Source organism: Sporanaerobium hydrogeniformans, assembly GCF_002735925.1.
GTDB classification, from domain to species: Bacteria; Bacillota; Clostridia; order Lachnospirales; family Cellulosilyticaceae; genus Sporanaerobium; species Sporanaerobium hydrogeniformans.
Map to the genome: position 1 here is coordinate 1 of NZ_PEDL01000004.1, position 24,087 is coordinate 24,087.

The 24,087-nt window shown below is 33.7% G+C and carries 21 protein-coding genes, 2 tRNA genes and 1 rRNA gene; 1 reads left to right on the forward strand and 23 read right to left on the reverse strand.

What is annotated here, in order from left to right; all coding sequences use genetic code 11:
- From CS063_RS05680 to ispD, 4 genes are all read right to left on the reverse strand, one after another.
- A 16S ribosomal RNA gene (locus tag CS063_RS05680) occupies positions 1-72 on the reverse strand; the annotation flags it as partial.
- Between the two features lie 143 nt (positions 73-215).
- Positions 216-307, reverse strand: a tRNA-Ser gene (locus CS063_RS05685).
- 33 nt (positions 308-340) lie between these two features.
- A tRNA-Ser gene (locus CS063_RS05690) sits at positions 341-426 on the reverse strand.
- Positions 427-645: 219 nt separating this feature from the next.
- On the reverse strand, positions 646-1,335 hold the full coding sequence (gene ispD, locus CS063_RS05695; protein WP_099448732.1) for a 2-C-methyl-D-erythritol 4-phosphate cytidylyltransferase: 690 nt from the start codon (positions 1,333-1,335) through the stop codon (positions 646-648).
- Between the two features lie 215 nt (positions 1,336-1,550).
- Here ispD and CS063_RS05700 point away from each other — a divergent pair, with 215 nt between their 5' ends.
- A complete protein-coding gene (locus CS063_RS05700; RefSeq protein ID WP_099448733.1) occupies positions 1,551-2,870 on the forward strand; it encodes an APC family permease in 1,320 nt (439 codons plus the stop codon).
- A gap of 115 nt (positions 2,871-2,985) precedes the next feature.
- On the opposite strand, the gene CS063_RS05705 is transcribed toward CS063_RS05700, so the two are convergent.
- The 19 genes from CS063_RS05705 to cdaA form a co-directional block, all read right to left on the reverse strand.
- A complete protein-coding gene (locus CS063_RS05705; protein WP_099448734.1) occupies positions 2,986-4,050 on the reverse strand; it encodes a PIN/TRAM domain-containing protein in 1,065 nt (354 codons plus the stop codon).
- A 21-nt stretch (positions 4,051-4,071) separates the two neighbouring features.
- Positions 4,072-5,088: a tRNA (adenosine(37)-N6)-threonylcarbamoyltransferase complex transferase subunit TsaD gene (tsaD, locus tag CS063_RS05710; RefSeq protein ID WP_099448735.1), complete on the reverse strand. Its 1,017-nt coding sequence runs from the start codon at positions 5,086-5,088 to the stop codon at positions 4,072-4,074.
- A 2-nt stretch (positions 5,089-5,090) separates the two neighbouring features.
- Positions 5,091-5,675 (reverse strand): hypothetical protein, encoded by a 585-nt coding sequence (locus tag CS063_RS05715; protein WP_099448736.1) that lies wholly within the window; start codon positions 5,673-5,675, stop codon positions 5,091-5,093.
- A gap of 32 nt (positions 5,676-5,707) precedes the next feature.
- Entirely contained in the window at positions 5,708-6,622 is a 915-nt protein-coding gene (locus CS063_RS05720) for a ribonuclease Z (RefSeq protein ID WP_099448737.1), read from the reverse strand.
- 199 nt (positions 6,623-6,821) lie between these two features.
- The gene (locus CS063_RS05725; protein WP_180270705.1) at positions 6,822-7,148 is read right to left on the reverse strand and encodes a hypothetical protein; all 327 of its coding nucleotides are present in this window, start codon (positions 7,146-7,148) and stop codon (positions 6,822-6,824) included.
- Between the two features lie 567 nt (positions 7,149-7,715).
- Positions 7,716-8,021, reverse strand: a complete 306-nt coding sequence (locus CS063_RS05730) for a DUF3892 domain-containing protein (RefSeq protein ID WP_099448738.1) — start codon at positions 8,019-8,021, stop codon at positions 7,716-7,718.
- Between the two features lie 173 nt (positions 8,022-8,194).
- Positions 8,195-9,544, reverse strand: coding sequence for a phosphoglucosamine mutase (glmM, locus tag CS063_RS05735; protein WP_099448739.1), 1,350 nt, complete (start codon positions 9,542-9,544; stop codon positions 8,195-8,197).
- A 75-nt stretch (positions 9,545-9,619) separates the two neighbouring features.
- The gene (locus CS063_RS05740) at positions 9,620-11,236 is read right to left on the reverse strand and encodes a mannitol dehydrogenase family protein (protein WP_099448740.1); all 1,617 of its coding nucleotides are present in this window, start codon (positions 11,234-11,236) and stop codon (positions 9,620-9,622) included.
- Between the two features lie 63 nt (positions 11,237-11,299).
- Entirely contained in the window at positions 11,300-12,367 is a 1,068-nt protein-coding gene (gene uxuA, locus CS063_RS05745; protein WP_099448741.1) for a mannonate dehydratase, read from the reverse strand.
- A gap of 214 nt (positions 12,368-12,581) precedes the next feature.
- Positions 12,582-13,277: a GntR family transcriptional regulator gene (locus CS063_RS05750; protein WP_099448742.1), complete on the reverse strand. Its 696-nt coding sequence runs from the start codon at positions 13,275-13,277 to the stop codon at positions 12,582-12,584.
- 194 nt (positions 13,278-13,471) lie between these two features.
- On the reverse strand, positions 13,472-14,647 hold the full coding sequence (locus CS063_RS05755; RefSeq protein ID WP_180270706.1) for a glycoside hydrolase family 130 protein: 1,176 nt from the start codon (positions 14,645-14,647) through the stop codon (positions 13,472-13,474).
- On the reverse strand, positions 14,640-15,824 hold the full coding sequence (locus tag CS063_RS05760) for an AGE family epimerase/isomerase (protein ID WP_308415437.1): 1,185 nt from the start codon (positions 15,822-15,824) through the stop codon (positions 14,640-14,642). Before CS063_RS05760 ends, CS063_RS05755 begins: the two co-directional genes overlap by 8 nt.
- Before the next feature lie 17 nt (positions 15,825-15,841).
- Positions 15,842-16,861, reverse strand: coding sequence for a glycoside hydrolase family 130 protein (locus CS063_RS05765; RefSeq protein ID WP_099448745.1), 1,020 nt, complete (start codon positions 16,859-16,861; stop codon positions 15,842-15,844).
- Between the two features lie 106 nt (positions 16,862-16,967).
- Positions 16,968-17,813 (reverse strand): carbohydrate ABC transporter permease, encoded by an 846-nt coding sequence (locus CS063_RS05770; protein WP_099448746.1) that lies wholly within the window; start codon positions 17,811-17,813, stop codon positions 16,968-16,970.
- Positions 17,810-18,739 (reverse strand): carbohydrate ABC transporter permease, encoded by a 930-nt coding sequence (locus tag CS063_RS05775; protein WP_099448747.1) that lies wholly within the window; start codon positions 18,737-18,739, stop codon positions 17,810-17,812. The genes CS063_RS05770 and CS063_RS05775 overlap by 4 nt, the downstream gene beginning before the upstream one ends.
- A gap of 115 nt (positions 18,740-18,854) precedes the next feature.
- Complete coding sequence (locus tag CS063_RS05780) at positions 18,855-20,216, reverse strand: ABC transporter substrate-binding protein (RefSeq protein WP_099448748.1); 1,362 nt, start codon at positions 20,214-20,216, stop codon at positions 18,855-18,857.
- 365 nt (positions 20,217-20,581) lie between these two features.
- Positions 20,582-21,592 (reverse strand): LacI family DNA-binding transcriptional regulator, encoded by a 1,011-nt coding sequence (locus CS063_RS05785; protein WP_099448749.1) that lies wholly within the window; start codon positions 21,590-21,592, stop codon positions 20,582-20,584.
- Between the two features lie 206 nt (positions 21,593-21,798).
- The gene (locus CS063_RS05790; protein ID WP_099448750.1) at positions 21,799-23,091 is read right to left on the reverse strand and encodes a CdaR family protein; all 1,293 of its coding nucleotides are present in this window, start codon (positions 23,089-23,091) and stop codon (positions 21,799-21,801) included.
- Entirely contained in the window at positions 23,084-23,911 is an 828-nt protein-coding gene (cdaA, locus tag CS063_RS05795; protein ID WP_099448910.1) for a diadenylate cyclase CdaA, read from the reverse strand. The genes CS063_RS05790 and cdaA overlap by 8 nt, the downstream gene beginning before the upstream one ends.
- Positions 23,912-24,087: the final 176 nt, after the last annotated feature.

The window sequence follows — 24,087 nt, forward strand, 5'->3', positions numbered from 1 at the left end:
GCTTCGTTCGACTTGCATGTGTTAAGCACGCCGCCAGCGTTCATCCTGAGCCAGGATCAAACTCTCATAAAAAAGTTTGTCCATGCAACCTAGGTTGCTGACTTATTACTTAGTACTTTATAGTACTCACTGAACTTACAAGTAAGTTATGAATCGACTGGTTTTATGGTTACTATTTTGTTTTCAATGTTCATTTACTAATCTGTTTTATTAAATGGCGGAGAAGGAGGGATTCGAACCCTCGCGCCGTTATTCGCGACCTACTCCCTTTCCAGGGGAGCCCCTTCGACCACTTGGGTACTTCTCCACATTTTTCTCCACACTTAACTATTCAGATCAACGGAGAGACTGGGATTCGAACCCAGGGAGGTGTTACCCTCGCCGGTTTTCAAGACCGGTGCCTTAAACCAACTCGACCATCTCTCCTTATTATGTTATCAATCAGCCAAGCTGCTGACTTAATACATCTTACACTACTTGATGCTTCTTGTCAACAACTTTTCTAAAGTTTTTTGACTAGCTATTTTAGCCAAAGTCGCTCGCGTTAGTGCTTATTTAATATAGCATAGCATTTGTCATACGTCAACTCTTTTTTTGCATTTTTTTAGGACTATTGGCTATAACCTGGATAACATAATTTCTCTTTTATTTTTGTAATAAAACTTCTCCTATTATTAAATCTTCTGGCGTAGTTATTTTGATATTTGTATAATCTCCTTCAGTAATATATACATCTTCTCCAAATGCCTCTATAATCATACTATCATCTGTTACTTGTAAATTTTGTTTCTTTGCATAACTATAAGCTTTCATTAAAAGTTCATACTCAAAACTTTGAGGAGTTTGTATGCTCCATAATTTTTTTCTATCTGGTGTACTTTCCACTCTATGCGTCCTAGTATTGCAAACTTTAATGGTATCTTTAACGGGGACGGCTACAATACTTGCCTTATTCTTTTGCGTATTTAATAAACACTTATAGATTGTCTCCTTTTTTACAAATGGTCTTGCCCCATCATGAATCATGACATAAGTACTTTCACCTTTGGTAGCTTTTAAACCATTATAAACAGAATCTTGTCTTTCTTTACCACCTCCTACAATTTGACTTACCTTATTGAGCTTATATTTCCTAATAATATTTTCTCTCACATAGTCTATTTCTTCTTCTGCCACTACTACAATAATATCATTTATAAAAGAACAGTTTTCAAATGCTTCTATTGTATAAGCTAATATCTCCTTCCCTTTTAATTGGATATATTGCTTCTTTACTGCTGTTCCCATCCTTTTACCGCTACCACCAGCCACAATAATTGCTGTCACTTTATTCATTTCTTTTACTCCTCTGTTCATTTATTGATTACTTTCTTTCAAAAACGCGTTTTCTTTCATCCAAATAGTAAGATTTCTTTTTAGTTTATCATTTCAAAGGAGATTTTTGTAGATTATTTGTTGTAAAGTTGCTTTTTCCTTTATATAATAAGTATCATATTGTTAGGATTTAATTACAGTATATCCTATTTTTTACTTTTTCAAGGAGGTTATTTATGAAACAAAGAAAGTATGGCCTTTTTACTGCCATAGCTATGATTATTGGAGTAGTTATTGGATCAGGCATCTTTTTCAAAAGTGATAATATACTTATTGCTACAGGAGGCAATATCGGTTTAGGTGTCTTAGCTTTTTGTATTGCTGCCATTAGTATTATTTTTGGTAGTTTAACTGTTGCTGAGTTAGCTGCCCGTAATGATACAGCCGGTGGTATTATAAGCTACGCTGAAAGCGCCTATAACGGCGGTGTTGGTTGTGCCTTTGGATGGTTTCAAATGTTTCTCTACTATCCTACATTAATTGCGGTAGTAAGTTACATTGTTGGTGTTTATAGCTGTCTTTTATTTAATATAGAAGGAAGTCTGGAAATTCATATCCTTATAGGCTTAACTACTGTCCTTTTTTTCTTTCTCGTTAACTTGCTTTCTACTAAAATTCCAGCTTACTTTCAAAATATAGCTACAATCATCAAACTTATTCCGCTCATCCTTATTGGGGTCTCTGGTTTTATCTTTGGAAACCCTCAATTTGAAACAGTTACTCATGTAGAAACTATCCAATCAAGTTCTTGGATAGCTGCTTTAGCACCTATTGTTTTTGCCTTTGATGGGTGGATTGTAACAACTTCTATCTCTCATGAAATCAAAAATGCTAAAAAAAATATTCCTCTTGCACTCATTCTTTCTCCTATATTTATCCTCATTATTTATTTAGCTTACTTTATTGGAATGAGTATTTATCTTGGACCGGAAACAATTATGACTCAAGGAGATATACACGTAAATAATGCAGCTATAAGTTTATTTGGTCCTTGGGCAGCTAAAGCCTTACTTGTTTTTATTATTATTTCTGTTGCTGGTACCGCTAACGGTCTGATGATGGCACTTTTCCAGCTCCCTTATTCACTAGGACTTCGTAAAATGTTTCCTTGTTCTAGTAAAATGATTAAGATTCATTCACGTTTTGGAACACCTTGTACCTCTGGTGTGGTAGCTCTAGCTATTATCTTGTTTTGGACATTACTTCACTATATTACTCAGAAATACAATCTACTACCTAACTCCGATGTATCAGAAATTGCCATCACCTTTAACTATATTGGTTTTATCTTGCTTTATGCTCATGTTTTTCGGTTAGGTTTAAAAGGTGAAATCAAAGGTTTTTGGAAAAGTAAAATGAATCCTCTACTAGCTACAATTGGCTCACTTATTATTCTATATGTTGGTATGCAAAATCCACTTTTTTGGATGTACCTTATTATTTGTATTGCTTTTATGATTGCCGCTTATTTGTTTTGGAAGAAAAATGTAGCTTAGTTCTTAACCCTATTTTATATCCCCTAGATAAACTGAGAATTTTTAGAATAATACTAAAAAGGGTATCAAAAAGATACCCTTTTATTGTAAAATAATTTACTTCTCATTTTTTTGTTTACACCTTCTGATTAACCTTTGCAAAAATCATCCTGCCTGCTGAGGTTTGAAGAGTTGTTGTAACAAGTACTTGAATAGTTGTCCCTACATATTTTTTGCCACCTTCTACTACAATCATTGTACCATCATTTAAGTAAGCAAGTCCTTGTTCTTGCTCTTTACCTTCTTTAACAATCGTTACTACAAGTTCCTCATTTGGAAGCAAAATAGGCTTTACAGCATTGGCTAAATCATTAATATTGAGCACTTGAACCTTTTGAATCTTAGCAACCTTATTAAGGTTAAAATCATTAGTAACTACTTTCCCTTGGAGCTGGCTAGCAAGCTTAAGAAGTTTGCTATCTACTTCATCAAGTTCACTGTAATCAATATCTAGTATTTCTACTGAAATATTTTTTACAGCTTTAAGTTCATTTAATAAATCTAACCCCCTACGTCCTCTATTACGTTTTAAACTATCTGATGAATCTGCAATATGCCTTAGTTCATCAAGGACAAAAGAAGGAATAATAATTTTACCTTCTATGAATCCCGTTTGGATAATATCTAAAATCCTACCATCAATAATAACACTCGTGTCTAAGAGCTTAATGTGAGAAGGTTGGATGATTTCTCCCTTTTTACTTATCCATCCTTTTATCTCTTCTTTTTTAATGTGTACAAGATAAATACCAAAGCAACCTAGACCTAAGTAAAGAAGCACAATAAAAATATTACTTATAGGTTTTGCTTTTTCTAATGCAAATGCAGTTTTAACCATATTGGCTACACCCAAACCAATAGCCAAACCAATGATATACATAAGTATTTCTTGCATAGGATATTTACTAAGTGCACTTTCTATCTTATTAGCTATCTTCTGCGAAATGGGAATACCTATTGTCATATAAATAAGTGCAAAGGCCATAATAAATACTATAATTTCTTTATTAACATATAATAATCGCAGTATTCCCTGCTCTGTAGGCACAGTAATCGCACCAACAGCTTCTAATTCTACTAGTCCAAGTGCAGTTATTCCCCCTATGATTCCAGAAAATAGAATTCTAATAATCTGCTTCATTGTGTCCTCCTTTTCTTTGATTTATTTTTTCCCTAATGGAAGGTTGGGTACAGCATTAAGATTCATTCCTGCCCTACTTCCTTTAAGGTATTCATAATACGCTGCACATCCAATCATTGCTGCATTATCTGTACAAAGTATTTGATCAGGATAATAAAGCTTCATATGGTTTTGAGTACAGACCGCTTCCATAGCTTCTCTTAATCCTTGATTAGAAGCTACACCTCCTGCAAGAGCTACTTTAGTTAGGTGACGTTCTTTAGCTAATGCCATGGTTTTTCCTACTAATACGTCAACTACACTGGATTGGAAAGCCGCAGCAATGTCTGCTTGATTTATTTCTTCCCCTTTCATTTTAGCTCCATTAACATGGTTAAGAACTGCTGATTTTACACCACTAAAGCTAAAGTCATAGCCTTCATCCATCATAGCACGAGGAAATTTGATAGCCTCTTTATTTCCTTCTTTGGCTAGCTTATCTATTTTAGGCCCACCAGGATAGCTTAAACCAATAGCCCGTGCTACTTTATCATAGGCTTCCCCTGCTGCATCATCTCTTGTTCTCCCAATAATTTCATACTGGGTATAGCTTTCTACATTAACAAGATGTGTATGTCCGCCTGATACAACTAAACACAGGAAAGGTGGTTCTAAATCAGGGTGTGAAATGTAATTCGCTGCAATATGCCCCTCTATGTGATGTACACCTACTAATGGTTTGTTTTTAGCAAAAGCTATGGACTTTGCTGCTACTACACCTACTAGTAAAGCTCCTACAAGTCCTGGCCCGTAAGTTACCCCAATGACATCTATCTCATCCAATGTAACATGAGCTGCTTCTAGTGCTTCTTTAATCACTAAGTTAATTTTTTCTACATGCATACGTGATGCAATTTCAGGTACAACACCTCCATATTTCTCATGCAGATTAATTTGAGTCGAAATAATACTTGAAAGTACTTCTCTACCATTTTGCACTATTGCTGCAGCTGTCTCATCACAAGAAGTCTCTATCGCTAGTACTTTGATGTTTTTCATTGTTATTCCTCCACTTGTTTCTCTTCTATGTTATCTACACGATCTTCCCAACCAGCTATTTTCCACTCACTGTCTTCTTTTTGTATAAAATAGTCGCGATTAATATCTTGTTTATTTGTATAATGTAAGACGCTTACTATCCCCTCCGTATTTAAAGCTTCTTTAGAAGCATCGCCATTTTGATTCCCTTTTAATTGAGTCTCTTTAATCTCACTTGATAATAGGACTAGGGGTTTTGAATCATGCAAAGCTCTTTCTCTACGTAATTCTGCTTCCTGTTCTGCCTTCTCATTTAAGACTTTTAACTCATTTGTATAGAGCATACGTATCGTCTCGACATAGGTACTTATATCTTCGTCCGCACTATAGCTTGAATAAAATATCTTCATTAGCTCATTGTTCATTTCAATAATATCTGTTGGTGAACTAAAATCTTTCCCTACAATCTCTTCTTGAGCCTTTTTAAGCTTTTCTTCTACACTTATTCCTTGACTTTTTCTAACGATTTTAGCACCTCTATTTTGCATGGAGACAAAATAAATACCACATAAAGCAATCATTACTAGTATTAAAAGCCCCTTTTTCATCCATTTCCCCCCGTTCCTATTTCACTTATTTCTTACTCTTCTTCACTAAACTCTAAAGTTGTTGTCATACGGTCTTGACCAATATGAATATTATTAAATATGGGTTTAATATGGTCAATACTCATATAATTATGAGGAAGGGCAGGACTAAAATGAGTTAACCACAGTTCTTTCACATTTCCTGCCTTTGCAAGCTTTGCAGCTTCGCTACTTAACATGTGTTTATGTTTTTTCACCTGATCTAAGTACGTATCTTCTATATACATTCCTTCACAGATAAATAAGTCTGCACCTCTTATAAAGTCTTCTAATTCTTGTATCGGCCTGCAGTCTGTACAATAAGAGACCTTAATTCCTTTTCTTGCTTGTCCAAGTACCATATCCGGTGTATAAGTCACATTCCCTTCTGTTACTGGTTTACCTTGTTGTAATGTCTTCCAGTACTTTTGAGGTACATTATTAGCCCTTGCCTTTTCTACTACAAATTTAGGATTTCTTCTATTTTCAATAGTATATGCAAAGCATTTAACATTATGGGGCACTGGTAAAATAGAAATATAAAATTCTCCTATCTGCAACTCTTGCTCTTCATAAGGCAATTCTATCAAATTAAGCTCAAAAGCTAAATCCTTGCAAACTACAGTCAGTCCCTCTACTACCTTTTTTAAACCTGGAGGTCCAATAAGTGTAAGAGGCTCTTTTCTTCCTGCATTGCCTATAGTAAGTAAAAGACCTGGAAGTCCTGTTATGTGATCTCCATGATAATGAGTAAAGCAGATAATATCTACTGTTTTATACCCCCATCCTAAAAGGCGCATGGTTACTTGTGTGCCTTCTCCACAATCAATAAGTAGTTTTTTACCATTTAATCTGGCTAAAAACGCTGTTAAGTATCTGTCTGGAAGTGGAAGCATTCCACCCGTCCCTAATAAACATATATCGAGCATATTCACTTTCCTTTCTTATTACTTTTTTATTATAGCCTTTTATAGAAATGGTTACAATGATAACACTAGATTTTAATGAAGGTTGCTGTTTAAAGTGTTACCTAAGCTAGATCAATTATGCATAACGCAAAAAAGAGATAGGGAAATTCCCTATCTCTTTTTTACATTAATTAGGCTACCTTCTCAAATAGAGTATACCTTATTTGGCTAATTGTTGGGCATAAGCTTTATTAAGTTGTTCCATTTCTTCCTCCGAACAAATCCTTAGTTCCTCTATAGCAAGTTCTTCTATAGCGAGCTCCTCTACCGGAATAGCAAAACTATCTACCCACTTATCATAACATCCTTCACAAATATTAAAAGTGTGCCCTGTCAAATCCTTTGAAGAAAAATAACTCCAAATCTTTTCAACATGTAGATAATCTACATATTCACTCACTCTATTGTTTTTTATAATTGATTGCCCACAGCAATTACAGTAGATGGTTTTTTCTCCATCTTCATCTCTATTTTTGTACTCATTCAATATTGGCACCCCCTCCGTATAATGCACGGTGACATAATACAATTATATAACCTATGGCTTTCTATTTGAAGTTTACTCAGTCCCTTAATAGAGGGACATTCCTTACTCATATTATATACGCTTCTCCCCTATTAAGTATATAGGTAAATTTTATATATTATTTAAACTTGATTTAACTTTTATTTTTTAATTCTTTAACTATTTAACCAACTATGACCTATTCTAAAAATGCTAGTCCCCATACTCATTATATTAATAAGTCTCCATTTTATTACCCTTTGTTTTTTGTCTATTTATCCTATTTTCTACATTTTACCTTCCTAGTTGAAGGCATTACATAGTTATCACTTTTTAATTACCCATTTTTGATTACCATATTAAGGAATGATTCCTAGTCACATATTTTATACTAATAGGGATATACTAATCACGAGATAATTATGATTCCTCCCCATTAAAATTATCTCATAAACCCCAATATTGTTTAGAGAAATCAATAGACTCTATATCTTTTAAGCGATAGCCCCCCTATCGCTTCTTTCTTTTTTACAAATAAATGATGGTTTCTTATTCTAATGTAATAGAAGGTAAATTTCCTAAATTATTAGATTCATCGCCATCTGCTAAAGAACGGATGTATTCACTTCCATCTTTAGAAGTAGATACACCTACATGTTGAAGCTCATTATTTTTTGCCATAGAAATAGCTTCTGCTACAGAAATGTGCTGTCCATTTGAAAGCTCATACCCTATGACCTTTCCATCTTGCTTTACAAGTTTTGTAATTTCTTTAGCATTTTCTCCACCTTCTGATACAACCTTGTTAACTGTATGAGGGAAGCTTAATGTTTGACTTTCTTCTTTTTCAATCATTTCTTATACCTCCAATATATAAATATGCCCACTACATATTATTTTGTAATACATCCTTTTCTATTCACCTATTAATAAGGCTCCCCTCATTCTAACCTTTGAAATAAAAAAGCTGCTATACTAGTATTTTTAAATTCTACTAATATAACAGCTCTTTAATGCCCTCTAGCTATTTAATTAAGACGTTCTTCAATAAGCTCTGCTAATTTTTGAGCTTCCTCTTCAATAACAGCTTTATCTTTCCCCTCTATCATAACCCTTACCAAAGGTTCTGTTCCAGAAGGTCTGATAAGTACTCTTCCTTCACCTTTAAATTTCTCTTCTAACTCTTCAATAGCTCGTTGAATTTCTAAATCCTCTAAATAAGCATGTTTATCTTCATTCTTAACCTTAGCATTCACAAGAACTTGTGGAAATACTTGCATGCAATTTTTAAGTTCAGAAAGTGGCTTTCCTGTTTTCTTCATCACATATAAAAGCTGAATTGCTGTAATGAGTCCATCCCCTGTTGTATTAAAATCTAAAAAAATGACATGACCAGATTGTTCACCACCTAGATTATAGTTATGCTTTAGCATCTTTTCTAATACATATCTATCCCCTACCCGAGTTTGAATAAGATTAACACCTTTTTCTTTACTCATCATAGTAAGCCCAAGATTGCTCATAACAGTTGCTACAAGGGTATCTCTCTTTAGTGTACCCGATTTCTTCATATCAAGTCCCACGATGCTTAAGATCTGATCACCATCAATTATTTCACCTTTTTCATCTACAGCTAAACACCTATCTGCATCACCATCAAAGGCTACACCAACTTCCATACTGCGGCCTACTACTTGTCTTTGCAAATCTCCCATATGGGTAGAGCCACAGAGCTTATTAATATTCACACCATTAGGTTTGTAATGGATCACCTCTACATCAGCACCTAATCTCTCAAGTGCAATGGGAGCTATTTCTGAAGCTGCGCCATTGGCACAGTCTATAAGCACTTTAACTCCTTTAAGATCACCAGGAATTGTACTACATACAAAATCTATATATTTCTCAATAACAGAATGATCCATATCCCAGGTTCCTACATTTTCACCTGTAGGAAGAGGAATATTATCACTTCTTGTAAGAATAAGATTCTCTATTTCTTCTTCTAGTTCATCTCTTAATTTATAACCTTCTGAGTTGAAGAATTTAATACCATTAAACTCTAAAGGATTGTGAGATGCCGAAATCATAACTCCTGCATCCGCATCTAATTCTCGTGTTAAATAAGCAACAGCTGGTGTAGGGACTACACCAATTGAAATGGCTTTTGCTCCTACTGAACAAATCCCTGCTACTAATGCTGCCTCTAACATTGTCCCTGAAATACGTGTATCTCTAGCAACAATAATTTTAGGCTGTTTCTTTGTTTCTTTAGTTAAAACATAGGCGCCAGCCTGCCCTACTTGAAAGGCTAACTTCCCTGTAATTTCAGTATTTGCTATACCTCTTACACCATCTGTTCCAAATAATTTTCCCATCAATACTTCCTCACTTTCTTTGAGGTATTATAGTTTATCCTGTTTATTATAAACTGATTTACTGATGGTTACAACCTATTCAGCTGTATACTTTGCTAAAGTTCTTTTAACAGCACCTATGCCTGCCACTAATTCTTCAAAATAACCTTCTACTTTTTCACCTAAACCTACTTCATAAAGATCTACTCCAAATAAGGTTTTATCACTTAAAATAGGCTTTAATTGATGGGTAAATGGCCCTTTAGCCCCTAACTTAATGCCTTCTAAATATTTGCTTACTACCTCAAGCATTGGATCTGGACTTATTTCAAATTGTTCACCCTCATCATTTACACCTAAAAGGTATCTGCACCAACCTGCAAGTACCAATGGAACAAGCTTTAAGTCTGCCACCTCAAGATCTTCCCTTGCTGCATAGGCTTTAATGGTTTCACCAAAACGAATAGGTAGCTTCTGAGAAGTATCTGTTGCAATACGTTGTGGTGCATCTGGCATAAAGGGATTAGGAAAACGTACTTCGATTACTTCTTTAATAAAGTCACTTGGACGAATAATGCCTGGGTCTACTACTACTTTAATCCCTTCTTCATAAGCTAGCTTTTCAATAAAGTTTTTAAGAAGTGGATCTCTCATCTCTTCATAAATCAGTGTATGTGAAAGTAAACAACCATAAACTGCAAGTGCAGTATGCAGTGGGTTAAGACACGTACAAACCTTCATCTTTTCTACTTTATCAACTGTTTTTCTATCAGTAAAAATAACGCCTGCTTCTTCAAGGCAGGGTCTTCCATTAGGGAATAAGTCTTCTATAACTAAGTATTGTGGTGCCTCTGCATTAACAAATGGAGCTGTATAGGTATTTTTGTCTGTACAGATAATGTCTGTATCTTCAAAACCTAAACGTTCTAAGTCAGCTTTTACACTGGCATCTGGACGAGGTGTGATTTTATCAATCATACTCCAAGGGAAAGATATACACTCTGGATTATTAATATAATTTACAAAGTCAGCTTCTACTAAACCTTTCTCTGCCCATACTTTTGCATACGTGCTTACTGCTTCATAAAGCTTTGTTCCATTGTGTGAACAGTTATCCATACTGACTAAAGCAATAGGTTTTTTTCCATTTAGATAACGTTCATAACATAAAGCTGTTAATTTTCCCATAAAATATTGAGGTTCACTAGGCCCTTTTTCAAAATCTTTTTCAACAATACCAAAATAGTCACCATTATTTTGTTTAAGGCTATACCCTTTTTCAGTAATTGTAAAACTTACCATTTGTAAAGAAGGTTTTTTAAATAGTTCCTTAAGCGTATTCCAGTCTTTCTCATTGTTACTATCTGCCTTTAAAGACTCTACTACACTTCCTATCACTTTTTTCTCTGTACTGCCATCTGCCTTTAGAATAACTAATAGACTTAAGTCATCATAAGGTTTGTAGGCTCTATCAATTAACTCATAATCATAGCCCTCAGCTACAATAATGCCTGTATCCGCCTTTCCTTCGTTTAAAAGAGTTTGGTGGCAAGCTGCTGTGAAACCTCTAAAAATATTCCCTGCTCCAAAGTGTAACCAGGTAGGTGCTTCAAGGGTTTTTCTTTTTATAATTTCTCTATCATAGTGTGGCAGTTCAAAACCTTGGGTTTCCCACTCCTGCCTATTTTCAATCCCTTTATTACTTAACTTCATTACAGATCACCTCATTTATAGTATTTATAACTTTTTGGATAAATTCTCTTAATGACATTCGTTTTATTTGAGTGTTTTACTAAGAGCTTCCCATAAACCATTTAGATAAGTTGCTCCTAAAGCTCTATCATATAATCCATAACCTGGCATAGCTATCTCTCCCCAAATCGCACGGCCATGGTCAGGTCTCATTGGTCCCTCGAACCCAATTTCGTAGAAAGCTTTCATAATCTCAAACATATCCATAGAACCATCACTTGAAAGATGTGCCGCCTCATCAAATTTACCTGGTGCATGGTGAATAAGGTTTCTTACATGTGCAAAATGAATTCTTCCTTTTAACGCACGTATTACATCTGGGATATCATTTGCTGGATTGGAGCCTAATGAACCTGTACATAAAGTCACCCCATTACATGGGCTATCCACAAGCTTAACAAGCCTTAATAAATTTTCTTTATTAATGACAATACGAGGTAAACCAAACACAGACCAAGCTGGGTCATCTGGGTGAATCGCCATCTTAATATTGTACTTTTCACAAGTTGGCATAATAGCTTTTAAAAAGTAACCAAGGTTTTCAAAAAGTTTTTCATCATCCACCTCTTTATACATTTCAAAAAGCTCCTTGATTCTTGCCATACGCTCTGGTTCCCAGCCAGGAAGTACAAAACCATTTGACTTACCATCAAGTGCTTCGAACATACTTGTAGGATCAATTTGGTCAATTATTTCTTGATCATACGAAAGAACGGTTGAACCATCTTCTCTCATTTTTGCTAGGTCAGATCGGGTCCAGTCAAATACAGGCATGAAGTTATAGCATACCATATCAATACCTTCTTCTCCTAATGCTTCAAGCGACTTAATATAATTAGCAATATATTTATCTCGTTCTGGCGTCCCTACTTTAATGGCATCATGAATATTGACACTTTCAATACCAGAAAGTTCAAGTCCTGATGCTTCAACTGTCTCTTTAAGTGCTCTTACTTGTTCTCTCGTCCAAGCCTCACCTGCTGGCACATCATATAATGTACTAATTACACCTTTTACACCTGGAATTTGTCGAATCTGTTCTAACGTTACACTATCAAAACCTGGTCCAAACCATCTTAATGTCATTTTCATAAGCCCATCTCCTTATAAGTATGTGTTATTTTTAATAATTTAAAAAAGTTTTTTGACTAATATATTAGTATTCTAGTACCCTTATATTACATTATTTTTATATACTATTCAATAGTTATTTTTTATATTTACTTATAAATTTTTTAGTATTTTTCACAAAAAAGGAGACAACTACTTATAAGGTTGCCTCCTTCTGCCTATATTATACTTTGTTTTATTTACAATGTTTAAAGTATTCTGGATATTTTTCCATAAGTGATGTGTGTGGATTCTTTTCAGGACTTAGGTGATCATCTATAATTTGCTTCACAAAGGAACTGTCTTTACTCACAATAGCTTGGAACATCTGCTCATGTTCTTTTTCAATCTTATTCCAACTTTGCTCATCACTACTTATTAAACTTAACATTCTAAGCCTTCTAAACTGGGCATTTAAGGCATAAGTACTTTGCCAAATACGTCGTTTATTACATCCCTCGAATAAAATACGGTGAAAATCTTCATCATACTTAAAAAACTCTCTATACATTCTTTTGCGAATCGATAAACTAGATAAACTTAAAATAGTTTCTAATTCAAATAATTTATCCTTTGGAAATTCTTTTACAGCTTCTAATAAAACTGCCTCTTCTAATACACGCCTTGCAAAACGTACTTCTTGTACTAAATCTAAATCAATATAGGATATATAAGTTCCTCTCTGAGGATAGACATCCACAAGCTCTTGGGCCGCTAACATATTCATAGCATCTCGTATAGGGGTTTTACTTACTCCTAACCACTCTGCTACTTCTTTTTCGGATATAGCTTGCCCTGGTAGCCATTCTAAATTGATAATTTTTTCACTTAATGCTTCATAAACGTATAGACCACTAGAGCCTTTATTTCTTCCTGAACCCATTACTTTCATTCACTTAACTCCTTATCCTATAGCTTAGTCTTCTTATCTATTATATTAGTATACTATACTCTCCTATTTCAACTGTTAATTTTATATCTATTCGTAAATTATCCAAAATATTTTAGAATTGAATATTTTTAGCAACAAAAAAAGTCTAGATAAACAGTAATTATCCTGTTTCTTACCTAGACTTTTTTATTTGATTATATTTGATTAGCTAAAAATTTTAAATTTGCTTCAACTAGATTACAACGTTGTTTTACACAGTCACTACTACGTAAAGGATCTTGTGGTGTGTTAAATGCATAATCTAATAACCTATGAATAGTCGTTGTTGCCACATGAAGCCTCGTATCAGAAGAAGCATAGTAAATATAAACCCTGCCCTGTTCTGTAGCAATAGCCCCATTAGTAAATACTACATTTGATACATCTCCTACTCTTTCTTCCCCAAAAGGAGCAATGAAATAACCAGATGGCTCTGCAATACATTTTGTGGGATCATCTAGACTTGTTACAAACACATAGATAACATAACGAAGACCTGCTGCTGTATTTCTCACCCCATGAGCAATGTGAATCCATCCTTTGTCTGTTTTAATAGGTATTGCCCCTGCTCCATTTTTAGCTTCTGTAATCGTATGATATTTTCTAGTATTAATAAGCGTTTCCCTTTCTAAAATGTGTGCATTGGTGATATCTTTACATATTCCAAAACCAATTCCCCCACCACTTCCTGTTTCAATAAAGCCATCTTGCGGTCTTGTATAAAAAGCATACTGACCTTCTACAAATTCAGGATGTAATACAACATTACGTTGTTGAGCAGCTTGTGTTTTAAGATTCGGTAATCTCTCCCATGTTTTTAAATCCTTTGTACGTACAATACCTGCTTGTGCGACTGCTGCTGATAAATCCTTACTTTTCTTATCTTTACTTTCAGAACAAAAGACACCATAAATATAACCGTCTTCATGCTTAGTAAGGCGCATATCATACACATTTGTTTCATCTTCTTCTGTATCCGGAAGTAAGATGGGATAATCCCAAAACTTAAAATGATCCACCCCATTAGAACTCTCTGCCACTGCAAAAAAAGATTTTCTATCATTGCCCTCTACCCGAGCTACAACATAAAATTTACCATCTAGCTCTATTGCTCCTGCATTAAAAATAGCGTTAATGCCTAAACGTTCCATAAAGTAAGGATTTGTTTTTGGATTTAAATCATACCGCCAAATAAGTGGTGCATGTTCCCTTGTAAGCACAGGATATTCATAACGTTCGTAAATCCCATTATACGCATCACTTACTACATTTTCTCTTTGGATAAGTGTCTCATATTTCTTAAGTTCTCTTTCATAATTTTCTTTAAACATCTTTATTCCTCCTCATTACTTCAAAGCACATTCTTCCATTATGATAAGGACATTTCCAAGGCTCTACTATAGCCTTTTTACTTATTGGTTCTCCTTTTTCATTTACTTCCCAATACCATTCGCTATTAGACCTTTTATCAATAAGATATGTTTGAATATATTGCCATAAGGCAGCTGCAAGTTCTAAAAATGCTTCATCCCCTGTTTTTTCATAAGCATTGATAAAACCTACTATTCCTTCCGATTGAATCCACCAAACCTTTGTCTTATCTATTTGCTTTTTATACCGTTCATTATTAAGCGCCCCCTCTTCAAAAGCTACTTCTTTAATTTTATAAGCTAACTTAATGGTATAAGCTTTTGTCATTTGGATAAGGGCTTCTTCTTCTACTATTTCTGCTGCTCGGTCTAATAACCATGCTGCTTCAATATCATGTCCATAGGAATGTAAGTCTGTAATAGACTGCATGTGATTATCAAAAAATACTTCTAAACTTTCTGTGTTTTCATTATACACATAGTTTTTAAAAATAACGAGTAAATCTTCAAGCCTTTCTTTAACTTTTTTATCTTTTGTTACCCTATAAAATTCTGTATAAGCCTCAAGTATATGTAGAAGTGTATTCATGGTTTTCTCTGCAATTATCCCTTCTGAGCAAAGATATCTATTATCAGAAAGCTTATTGTTATAGGTTGCCTTCCACTCCTTTGTAAAGGCTTCCCCATAGCCATATTTCTCTCGGCACACCTTTTCTATTTTATAAAAAAGTGTATAAGCTATATCAAGAGCTTCTTGCTCTTTAGTAGCATCATAGTAGGATGATAAGGCATAAATAGCAAAAGCTTGATTGTAGGTGTGTTTCATATCTTCTATCACCTTTCCATCATAGCTCATCATCCAATAAACACCACCATACTCTTTATCTAAGCAATAATCTTTTAGAAAAGTATAGGCATGTCTAGCATAGGTTAGATCCTCTTCATTGGCTAGTAGTAAATATTGATTAGCAAAGTACCAAAGTATACGTGAATTTAAAATAACCCCCTTAGGTGCTTTTTTATCTAACTCTAGATCATAATTGACTAAACCATAAAACCCTCCCCATTTTTCATCTTTTAATTTTTTCCAAAAAGGTGAAATCGTCTCTAAAAGATTCTGTTTTATTTCAGCAATCACTGGTGTCACTCCTTCTCTTAACGGATACCTATTTCTTCATCATCTCCAACAATGCTATGGTTTGCTTTAATATAACTTACAATCTCTTTCACCGTTGTAAAGGCTAATCCTACATAGCTATCTGCCGCACCATAGTAAATCGCAATCCTACCTGTTGCTCCATCTTGTAAGGTTGCACAAGGAAATATTACATTACCTACAAATCCTCTCTCTTCATACCATTCTTCTGGTGTTAAGATAAAGTTTTGACAACGATATTTTACAATAGAAGGATTCTCATTATCTAAAATAGCTGCTCCCATACTATAGACATAACCATTACAAGTCCCTGTTACACCATGGTAAAAAAGGAGCCATCCTTCTGTTGTTTCAATAGGTGCAGCACCTCCACCAATTTTAAGAGATTCCCACCAGTTTGTTCCTTTTGTCATTAAGTGCCTATGTTTACCCCAAAATTCTAAATCTGGACTCTCACTAATAAAAATATCTCCAAAAGGTGTATGCCCGCTATCACTTGGTCTTGAAAGAAGAATAAAACGATTATTAATCTTCTTTGGGAAAAATACACCATTACGGTTAAAAGGTAAAAACGGATTATCTAACCTCACAAAAGTTTTAAAATCAGTTGTTTTTGCTAAACCTAAAGCTGCACCATAGAAATCTGTACACCAAATAATATAATACATGTCTTCTACTTTAATAAGACGTGGATCATAAGCATATTTAGGCATAAAGTCATTACCTTCTTGATCTACAAAGTGAATTTTTTCTTCTTCATAGTGCCAATTGATGCCATCCTTACTATAGCCTAAGTAAAGATAAGGAATCCCAGTTAGTGTCTCCCCTCTAAACACACCAATAAACTCTCCTTGATAAGGCACTACTGCACTATTAAAAATACGTGCTACATTTTTGAGCGGGTTTCTATCAATAATAGGATTTTGTGTATATCTCCACACAGGTCTTTCCCATCCCTCAGGTTTGTCTTGCCATGGTATATTATTTAATTCCTCTACTAATAATTTTATCTCTGTCATATTATTTCTCCTTTTATTTAATAGCTCTTCTTAGTCTACGTTTTCTCTTTTTGTCTAATTATTCTAGTTCCCCTAATCTCCACCTTCTATTTTAAAATCCAAATACTCACTTTACAGAACCTGCTGTTACACCATTATAAATGTACTTTTGAAGAGCAAGGAATAGAATAAGTGTAGGAACAATAATTACAACAACGCCTGCACTAATAACTTCCCAATTACTCCCATAAGGACCTTTAAATTTAAAAAGAGCTGTGGATACTACATGTAATCTTTGCTTTGGCATATAAAGAAAGGCACTGTAAAAATCATTGTAAAGATTCACTGTTTTTAAAATAACAGCTGTAGCAATAGCAGGTTTTAAAAGAGGTAAAATAATACGTGTATAAATTTTAAGCATAGAAGCTCCTTCTAACATTGCCGATTCATCAAGGGAATAAGAAATACCATCTAAAAATTGAAGGAATATATATACTGATACAATGTCTGTTCCTAAACCCAGTAAAATAACAGACCAACGTGTATTAAATAGCTTAAAGTAATTCATAATTTGAAAGGTTGCTACTTGCGTTGTAATAGCTGGTATAAAGGTAGCAATTAAAAATAATCCTAATATCACTTTTCTTCCTGCAAACTGAAAACGATGAAGAATATATGCAATCATTGTTCCACAAATCATAGAACCTAATAAAGTAATACTTACATTGATAAAGGTGTTCGCAAAACCTACTAGCATGTTTCCTTTCGTAAAGGCTATGATATAATTTTCAAAGTTTAAGAAACTAGCAGGTAGCTCCAATATACCTGTTGACCCATATTCTGCACTGGTTTTAAAGGAGGCTAAAAAAATAACTGCTAAAGGAAGGAGGGTTATAATAGCTCCTACTATCAAGCTTATATATTTAATGATTATAAATAAAAATCCCAGCGGGTTACTCTTTAATTTATTCATAGTCTCTCCTCTCTTTTATCATTTAAAAATAGCGTCTGAATAATAGCTACTAAAATAACTATTATGAATAAAACCATTCCCATAGCTGATGCTAAGCCAACCTTTTTATACTTAAAAGCTGTATCAATTGTCTGAATAACAAAAGTAGCTGTTCCATTATTACCATCTGTCATAATATAAGGAATCTCAAATACAGCAAGAGCCCCGTTAATCGCCAAAAGCAAATTAAGCTGGATAATACGTTTAATACTTGGCATAATAATGTATCTAAATTGTTGCCACCTATTAGCACCATCTAATTCTGCTGCTTCGTAGATTTCACTTGATATAGATTGAATAGCTCCTACAAAGATAACCATATTAAACCCCATATAACGCCATATAGATGTAGCTGCCAACGTCATATTATTAATACTTCTATCACCTAGCCATTTATGTATCCAATCCTGGAGTCCCAAAGCTTTAAGTACCATATCTAAGGTTCCACCTACTTGAAAAAAACATAAGAATACCATTCCAATCGCTACACCATTGATTAAATTGGGGAAAAATAATATACCTTTAAAGAAATTACCTCCCTTCACTTTATTGGTTAATAATGTTGCAAAGTATAAGGCAATGGCCATCTGTATAAAAGCCCCTACTAAATAATAAAGTGATGTTTTAAATACCATAAAATACTCCGGATTTGAAAAAATAGTAATATAATTACTAAAACCTATTAGCTTTTTCGTTTTTGCTAGTCCATCCCATGATGTAAAGCTATAATAAAACATGTTACATAACGGAATATAAGAAAAAGTAATAAGCAAGGCAACCGGTACACTAGCAAAGGCACTAATAAAAACTCCTTTTTTAAACTGATTCACCTTATACTCTTTACTTATTTTTACTGGTTCTTTGACTGTATTCCTACCTACGTTCATTCTATCCCCCTCTTAAAGAGTCCTTCAAAAATATATTTATAAAAACTCTTTTTCAAATAATCTGAAAAGGGAATGGCTATTCATTCCATTCCCTTGCTAGGAAGTAGCAACTAATCTATTGCGCTGCTACTTCTTTCTTACCTTTTTGCCATTTTGTATTTAAATCATTCATAATATCATCATAGGTTTCTTGTGTATTTCCTACTGCTGCATCAATGATACGTGTCTTAAAATCTGGTTGGTAGAAACCAATTTGAGCTGCATTATCAATTCTTTCTGCCAAACCTTCTTTTTCTGGAGCTGGTTGTGCATTTGTAAAGAATGTTACACCTAATTCTTCAAAGGGCTTTAGTGTCTCTGGGAGTGGATCTATCACTTTTTGTGATATATTATTTGTAGAAGTCGCATAGCCTGATTCATTGATAAACCACCATAAGTAAGCTTTAGCAGCATCTGGATATTTTGTGTTTTTATTAATAACCATGCAATAGTCAGGTTGAATAGGTGCATAGAGCTTACCATCTGGAGCAGCTTGTGGGAATGGCATGTAGCCAATATCTTCTGGCGTAGCTGATAAATCTTTAATTTGAGAAACAGCCCAAGCACCAAGTACCATGGCACCAATTTTACCTTCAGCCATATCTTTTTTAGATTGTTCCCAGTTTGTTGTCACAGGGTCTGGCTCAATAAGTCCTTTATTTGCTAAATCATACATTAGCTTATAGATTTGATAATGTGGTTTACCTGATGAAAATGGTGTATCATCTTCATCAATATTGTTCATGTATGCAGGATCACCAGCTACAGCATTCCTAAGATCTTCCCACTGGCTAAGTGGCCAACTATCTTTATAATTAGTATAGTATGGAATAGCTTCACCTTTATCTTTAACCTTTTGCATAGCAGCTAAGAATTCTTCTTGCGTTGTTGGAAGTTCTGTTACACCTGCATTTTCAAATACTTTTTTATTATAAACAATACCATTTGTCACATAAAAAGTTGGAATACCATAGCATACACCATTAAAACTTGCTTTAGTTAATGTTCTATAAGTTTTTTCTAATTCTGCTTGATCTCCTAATGGTAAGAAGAAATCTGGATATTGCTTTGCATCCATAGTAGGTAATAATAATACATCACCGTATTCTGTTGTACTCATACGAACAAGTACATCCCCTTCATAATCTGTCATACTTTCATAGTTCACCTTAACATTAGGATACTTTTCATTAAATTTCTTAGCATATTCAACAAAAACAGTATCAACAATATCTGTTCTATTAGTAAGGACTGTAATTTCTCCTGAAATATCTGTTGGTACTGCTGTTTCTTCTTTATTACTATCTGTTGCTGATGTTTGTGTTTGAGGTACTGTACTTTGCTGAGGTGCTTCTTCTTTTTTACCACCACATCCTATTAAACTCGTACTTAATATAGCCGTACCTAATGTACATGCTAACATCTTTTTTACTTTCATTTCTTTTCCCCCTTATTTTCTTAAAATATACTTTCTATTTTTAGCTTTAACCCCGATGTAATTTAAGTTAATTAATTTAGTTTTTAACTTAAATTAATTATATATTATCAACAAATTAATTGCAATATTAAATTATAAATTTAAACTAATTTTTTATAAAATTATTTAATTTAATATATATTTGTAATTTATTATAACTAATTTTTATATCCTGCGTTATTTATTAGTAGTTCTTCTAAAGAATATCCTTATCCTTCCTATTTGTTTTTATTCGATTATTTTCCTAATTTTTATTTTTTAAGTAAATTTAAAAACAAAAAAGACTAAATATTAGTTTTAATACACTTATACTTAGTCTTTTCTTCTTATTTTATATTTTTTACAGAACCCCTATATATAATATTATTATTAATCACTCGTCTTTCTACTCCATTCCCTTTTCCCTTTATCTTTCTTAAAATAGCTTTTACTGCTGCTTTTGCCATTTCTTCAATATTTACCTGCACGGTTGTAAGAGGAGGGTCCATAAGAGTAGAGATAAGATAATTATCAAAGCCTACTACCGAAATGTCCTCAGGTATACTATAGCCTTCACTTTTCAACTTATTAATAAGGATATAGGCCACCTCATCACAGTTACAGACAAAGGCTGTAGGAAGCTTTTTTGGCAAAGAAATATCAATAAATTTACCTTCCCTATCCCTATCATTTAAAACATACTCATCTTTAAGTAAAAGATTATGCTCAATTAACGCTTTGCAATATCCTAAATAGCGATCTAAAATACTACTAGTAGCATGAATATCCCCTACATAAGCTATCTCTTGATGACCGTTTGCAATCAAATGATTTGTTAGCATATAGGACCCATAAAAACTATCACTGATTATCGTATCATAGCTAGGATTCTCATTATAAAAATCTAATAAGATAGTAGACTGGTTGCTACTGTATAAAGTTTCTATATAGTGGTCTGCCATTTGCCCTAATAAAATAATTCCATCTACCTTATTTTCTGTAATAAGCTTACTCATTTTACTTGTGTGTTCACATGTCTCATCTATAAGTTCCAATATCCCAAAGCAATTGTATTCCTTTAAAATACGACTAATACTCTGATAAATTTTCCAATAAAAGCTATTTCCTAACAAATCCATAAACTTCTCATGTACAAGTATACCCACAGTATAGCTTTCTAACTTTTCTACCTGTTTAATAGAACCATTATAAACATATCCCATCTCTTGGGCTTTTTTAATAATGCGCTCTCGCACCTCATCACTCACCCCTTCTTTATTAGAAAGAGCCTTAGAAACCGTTACAATACTCACATCTAAAACTTTTGCAATATCCCCCATTGTTACCCTTTTAGCCATCTTCTTTTCTCCTCTATGCTTTCCACTACCATTCATACATTTCACTTAAATCATACAATATTTAAATACACTTTACAAGTTTTTTACTTTAATTACTGTATTTTTATTGCTTTTTACTTTAATAATAATCTTTATACTTTATATTTCTATGTTCTCAAATAAAAAAGCAGATAACACCTTCATGTTATCTGCTTTTATTCCTTCTACTATTCAGCTTCTTCTATTGCTTCTTCTTGTGAAACTTCTACTATACGAGTAAGGCGTATATCTACATTTATGGGCTTATTCATAATCACGAAGTTTTCAGGAACTGTTAACTCAATGGGGATTGTATAATCCCCTTCATCTAATCCAGTTAAATCTAACTTACCTGTAATCCCAGCCGTATCAAATGTTACTAACTCTTCTGCTGTTGCTTTTAAAATAATGCTTATCTGATGTGTTAATAATTCGTACCCTAATGTCTCATTCATACCTATTACTTCTATTTGCATTCCTGTAGTAGATACATCAAAAGGATAGGTATTTTCTTTCTTAATTTCCAAGGTAACATCTACCTGCTTATCAATTGCATCAATGTACTCAATTCCCTTGGGTAGGACAATCTCTGTTTTTATAATACTTGTTTGTATAAGATTATCTAGACTAATGGGTTTTAACTCAATCTTTTCAATTTGATCCACAAGTTCTTCTTTACCTACAATGGTTATTTCCTTTGGACTAATCAGCGTATTTGTATGCACATAGTCTGTTGGCAAGGTACCTGTAAAAGTTGCTTCTAAAGGAACAGTCTTAGTCTTCCCTATAGGAAGTTTTACATCTACTAATTGCACAGATTTTTTAAGATTGGCTATTTCTTTCCCTTCTGCATCGTATACTTTAATAGGTACACGATCGATAAGATAATCCTGCGAAAACTTATCAATATTAATTTCTACACTTACCTCTTTAATATTGTCAATATCTGACTGTGCACCACTTAATACTACTGTATTAGGGGTAATGATAGGTGCTAAGTCCATATACCCATTTTTCGGTTCACCTATCTTACGATAAGTAATCTTCTTTTCTACAGATTTTTCTTTCTCAAGTATTACACTTGTTACTTCTGGCGCTGTACTAATAACACTTACTCCTTCTAATGAAACCGTTACTGTGTATTCTGCTACATTAATAATTGAATCTACAGTTAACTCATTGATATAGGGTGTTAAGTCTAAAGTTGCTTTAATGAGTGATTTGTTTGCTAATACCTTATCTACTTGCAAGCGAGGTCCTCTAATAACTGCTTTAAACTTTTGATCTTTTATTTTATCTTGGTTTTTAAGTACAAAACCTTTGCTTTCTAATTCATCTAAGCCTTTTATAACAATAGGAATATTTCTTATTTCTTGAGGTTGAGTAGGATTTTGGCTATTAATAACAAAAACCCATAAAATAGCCGCCAAAACTAAAGATCCTATTTTCCAGGAAAGGTTATGAGTAAAAATTCTATTCATCTTTTCGTTTCCCCTTCCATATTGACATTTTTATTTCACTACGTTTCTTCTTACGGGTAGCTGTTAAGATTTTTTTGATAAGCTCCATATCTAAACCTCTTTTGATCTTTCCATTACGCACATAAGATACATTACCCGTTTCCTCCGAGACAACTAGTACAATAGCATCGGTCACTTCCGATAAACCTATAGCAGCACGATGTCTAGTTCCTAAGTCTTTACTAATTTCCATACTATCTGATAAGGGTAAGAAACAAGTTGCAGCTGATACCCGATTATTACGAACAATCACTGCACCATCATGAAGTGGTGTGTTTTTTTCAAATATATTAATAAGAAGCTGACTTGTAATGACTGCATCAATAGGAATGCCTGTTCGTTCTACATCACCTAATTTGGTATCTTGCTCTATAACGATAAGCGCTCCTGTTTTACATTTAGACATATGCATACAAGCCTTTGCCAAACCATTAATCGCATCATCTGTGAGCTCTCCCTCATCTGCATCTCCTGCATTTAATAAGGAGTTAAAAATTCTCCCTCTACCAATTTGTTCAAGGGCTCTTCGAAGCTCTGGTTGAAACACTACAATAAGTACAATTGTACCTACTGTAATGGTGTTGGATATAATCCACCATACGGTATGTAATTGTAAAACATAAGAGAGAATAGCCACTACTAGAATAATTACAACACCTTTTAAAAGGGCCCATGTTCTTGTATCTTTAATCCACATTAAAACAATGTAAAGAAAATAAGCAACTACTAGAATATCTAAAATGTCTCTTATCCCAATTTGGGGAAGACTTATAAATGCCATTCGATTAAAAAACTCTTTAATTACATCCACGTAACAAAACTCCTTTATTATAGGCTATCTGCATTTATTATATCATGTTTTATGTAACAGGACTACGACAGATAAAATTTTTTATACATTTATTATTCCTTAAAAAGCTTAAAATATCTATTACATTTTATTCATTAAAAAATAAA

Coding starts and splice junctions, on each gene's coding strand:
- ispD (WP_099448732.1), bottom strand. CDS start 1,335: ATGAATAAAGTGACAGCAATTATTGTGGCTGGTGGTAGCGGTAAAAGG.
- CS063_RS05700 (WP_099448733.1), top strand. CDS start 1,551: ATGAAACAAAGAAAGTATGGCCTTTTTACTGCCATAGCTATGATTATT.
- CS063_RS05705 (WP_099448734.1), bottom strand. CDS start 4,050: ATGAAGCAGATTATTAGAATTCTATTTTCTGGAATCATAGGGGGAATA.
- tsaD (WP_099448735.1), bottom strand. CDS start 5,088: ATGAAAAACATCAAAGTACTAGCGATAGAGACTTCTTGTGATGAGACA.
- CS063_RS05715 (WP_099448736.1), bottom strand. CDS start 5,675: ATGAAAAAGGGGCTTTTAATACTAGTAATGATTGCTTTATGTGGTATT.
- CS063_RS05720 (WP_099448737.1), bottom strand. CDS start 6,622: ATGCTCGATATATGTTTATTAGGGACGGGTGGAATGCTTCCACTTCCA.
- CS063_RS05730 (WP_099448738.1), bottom strand. CDS start 8,021: ATGATTGAAAAAGAAGAAAGTCAAACATTAAGCTTCCCTCATACAGTT.
- glmM (WP_099448739.1), bottom strand. CDS start 9,544: ATGGGAAAATTATTTGGAACAGATGGTGTAAGAGGTATAGCAAATACT.
- CS063_RS05740 (WP_099448740.1), bottom strand. CDS start 11,236: ATGAAGTTAAGTAATAAAGGGATTGAAAATAGGCAGGAGTGGGAAACC.
- uxuA (WP_099448741.1), bottom strand. CDS start 12,367: ATGAAAATGACATTAAGATGGTTTGGACCAGGTTTTGATAGTGTAACG.
- CS063_RS05750 (WP_099448742.1), bottom strand. CDS start 13,277: ATGAAAGTAATGGGTTCAGGAAGAAATAAAGGCTCTAGTGGTCTATAC.
- CS063_RS05755 (WP_180270706.1), bottom strand. CDS start 14,647: ATGTTTAAAGAAAATTATGAAAGAGAACTTAAGAAATATGAGACACTT.
- CS063_RS05765 (WP_099448745.1), bottom strand. CDS start 16,861: ATGACAGAGATAAAATTATTAGTAGAGGAATTAAATAATATACCATGG.
- CS063_RS05770 (WP_099448746.1), bottom strand. CDS start 17,813: ATGAATAAATTAAAGAGTAACCCGCTGGGATTTTTATTTATAATCATT.
- CS063_RS05775 (WP_099448747.1), bottom strand. CDS start 18,739: ATGAACGTAGGTAGGAATACAGTCAAAGAACCAGTAAAAATAAGTAAA.
- CS063_RS05780 (WP_099448748.1), bottom strand. CDS start 20,216: ATGAAAGTAAAAAAGATGTTAGCATGTACATTAGGTACGGCTATATTA.
- CS063_RS05785 (WP_099448749.1), bottom strand. CDS start 21,592: ATGGCTAAAAGGGTAACAATGGGGGATATTGCAAAAGTTTTAGATGTG.
- CS063_RS05790 (WP_099448750.1), bottom strand. CDS start 23,091: ATGAATAGAATTTTTACTCATAACCTTTCCTGGAAAATAGGATCTTTA.
- cdaA (WP_099448910.1), bottom strand. CDS start 23,911: ATGGCATTTATAAGTCTTCCCCAAATTGGGATAAGAGACATTTTAGAT.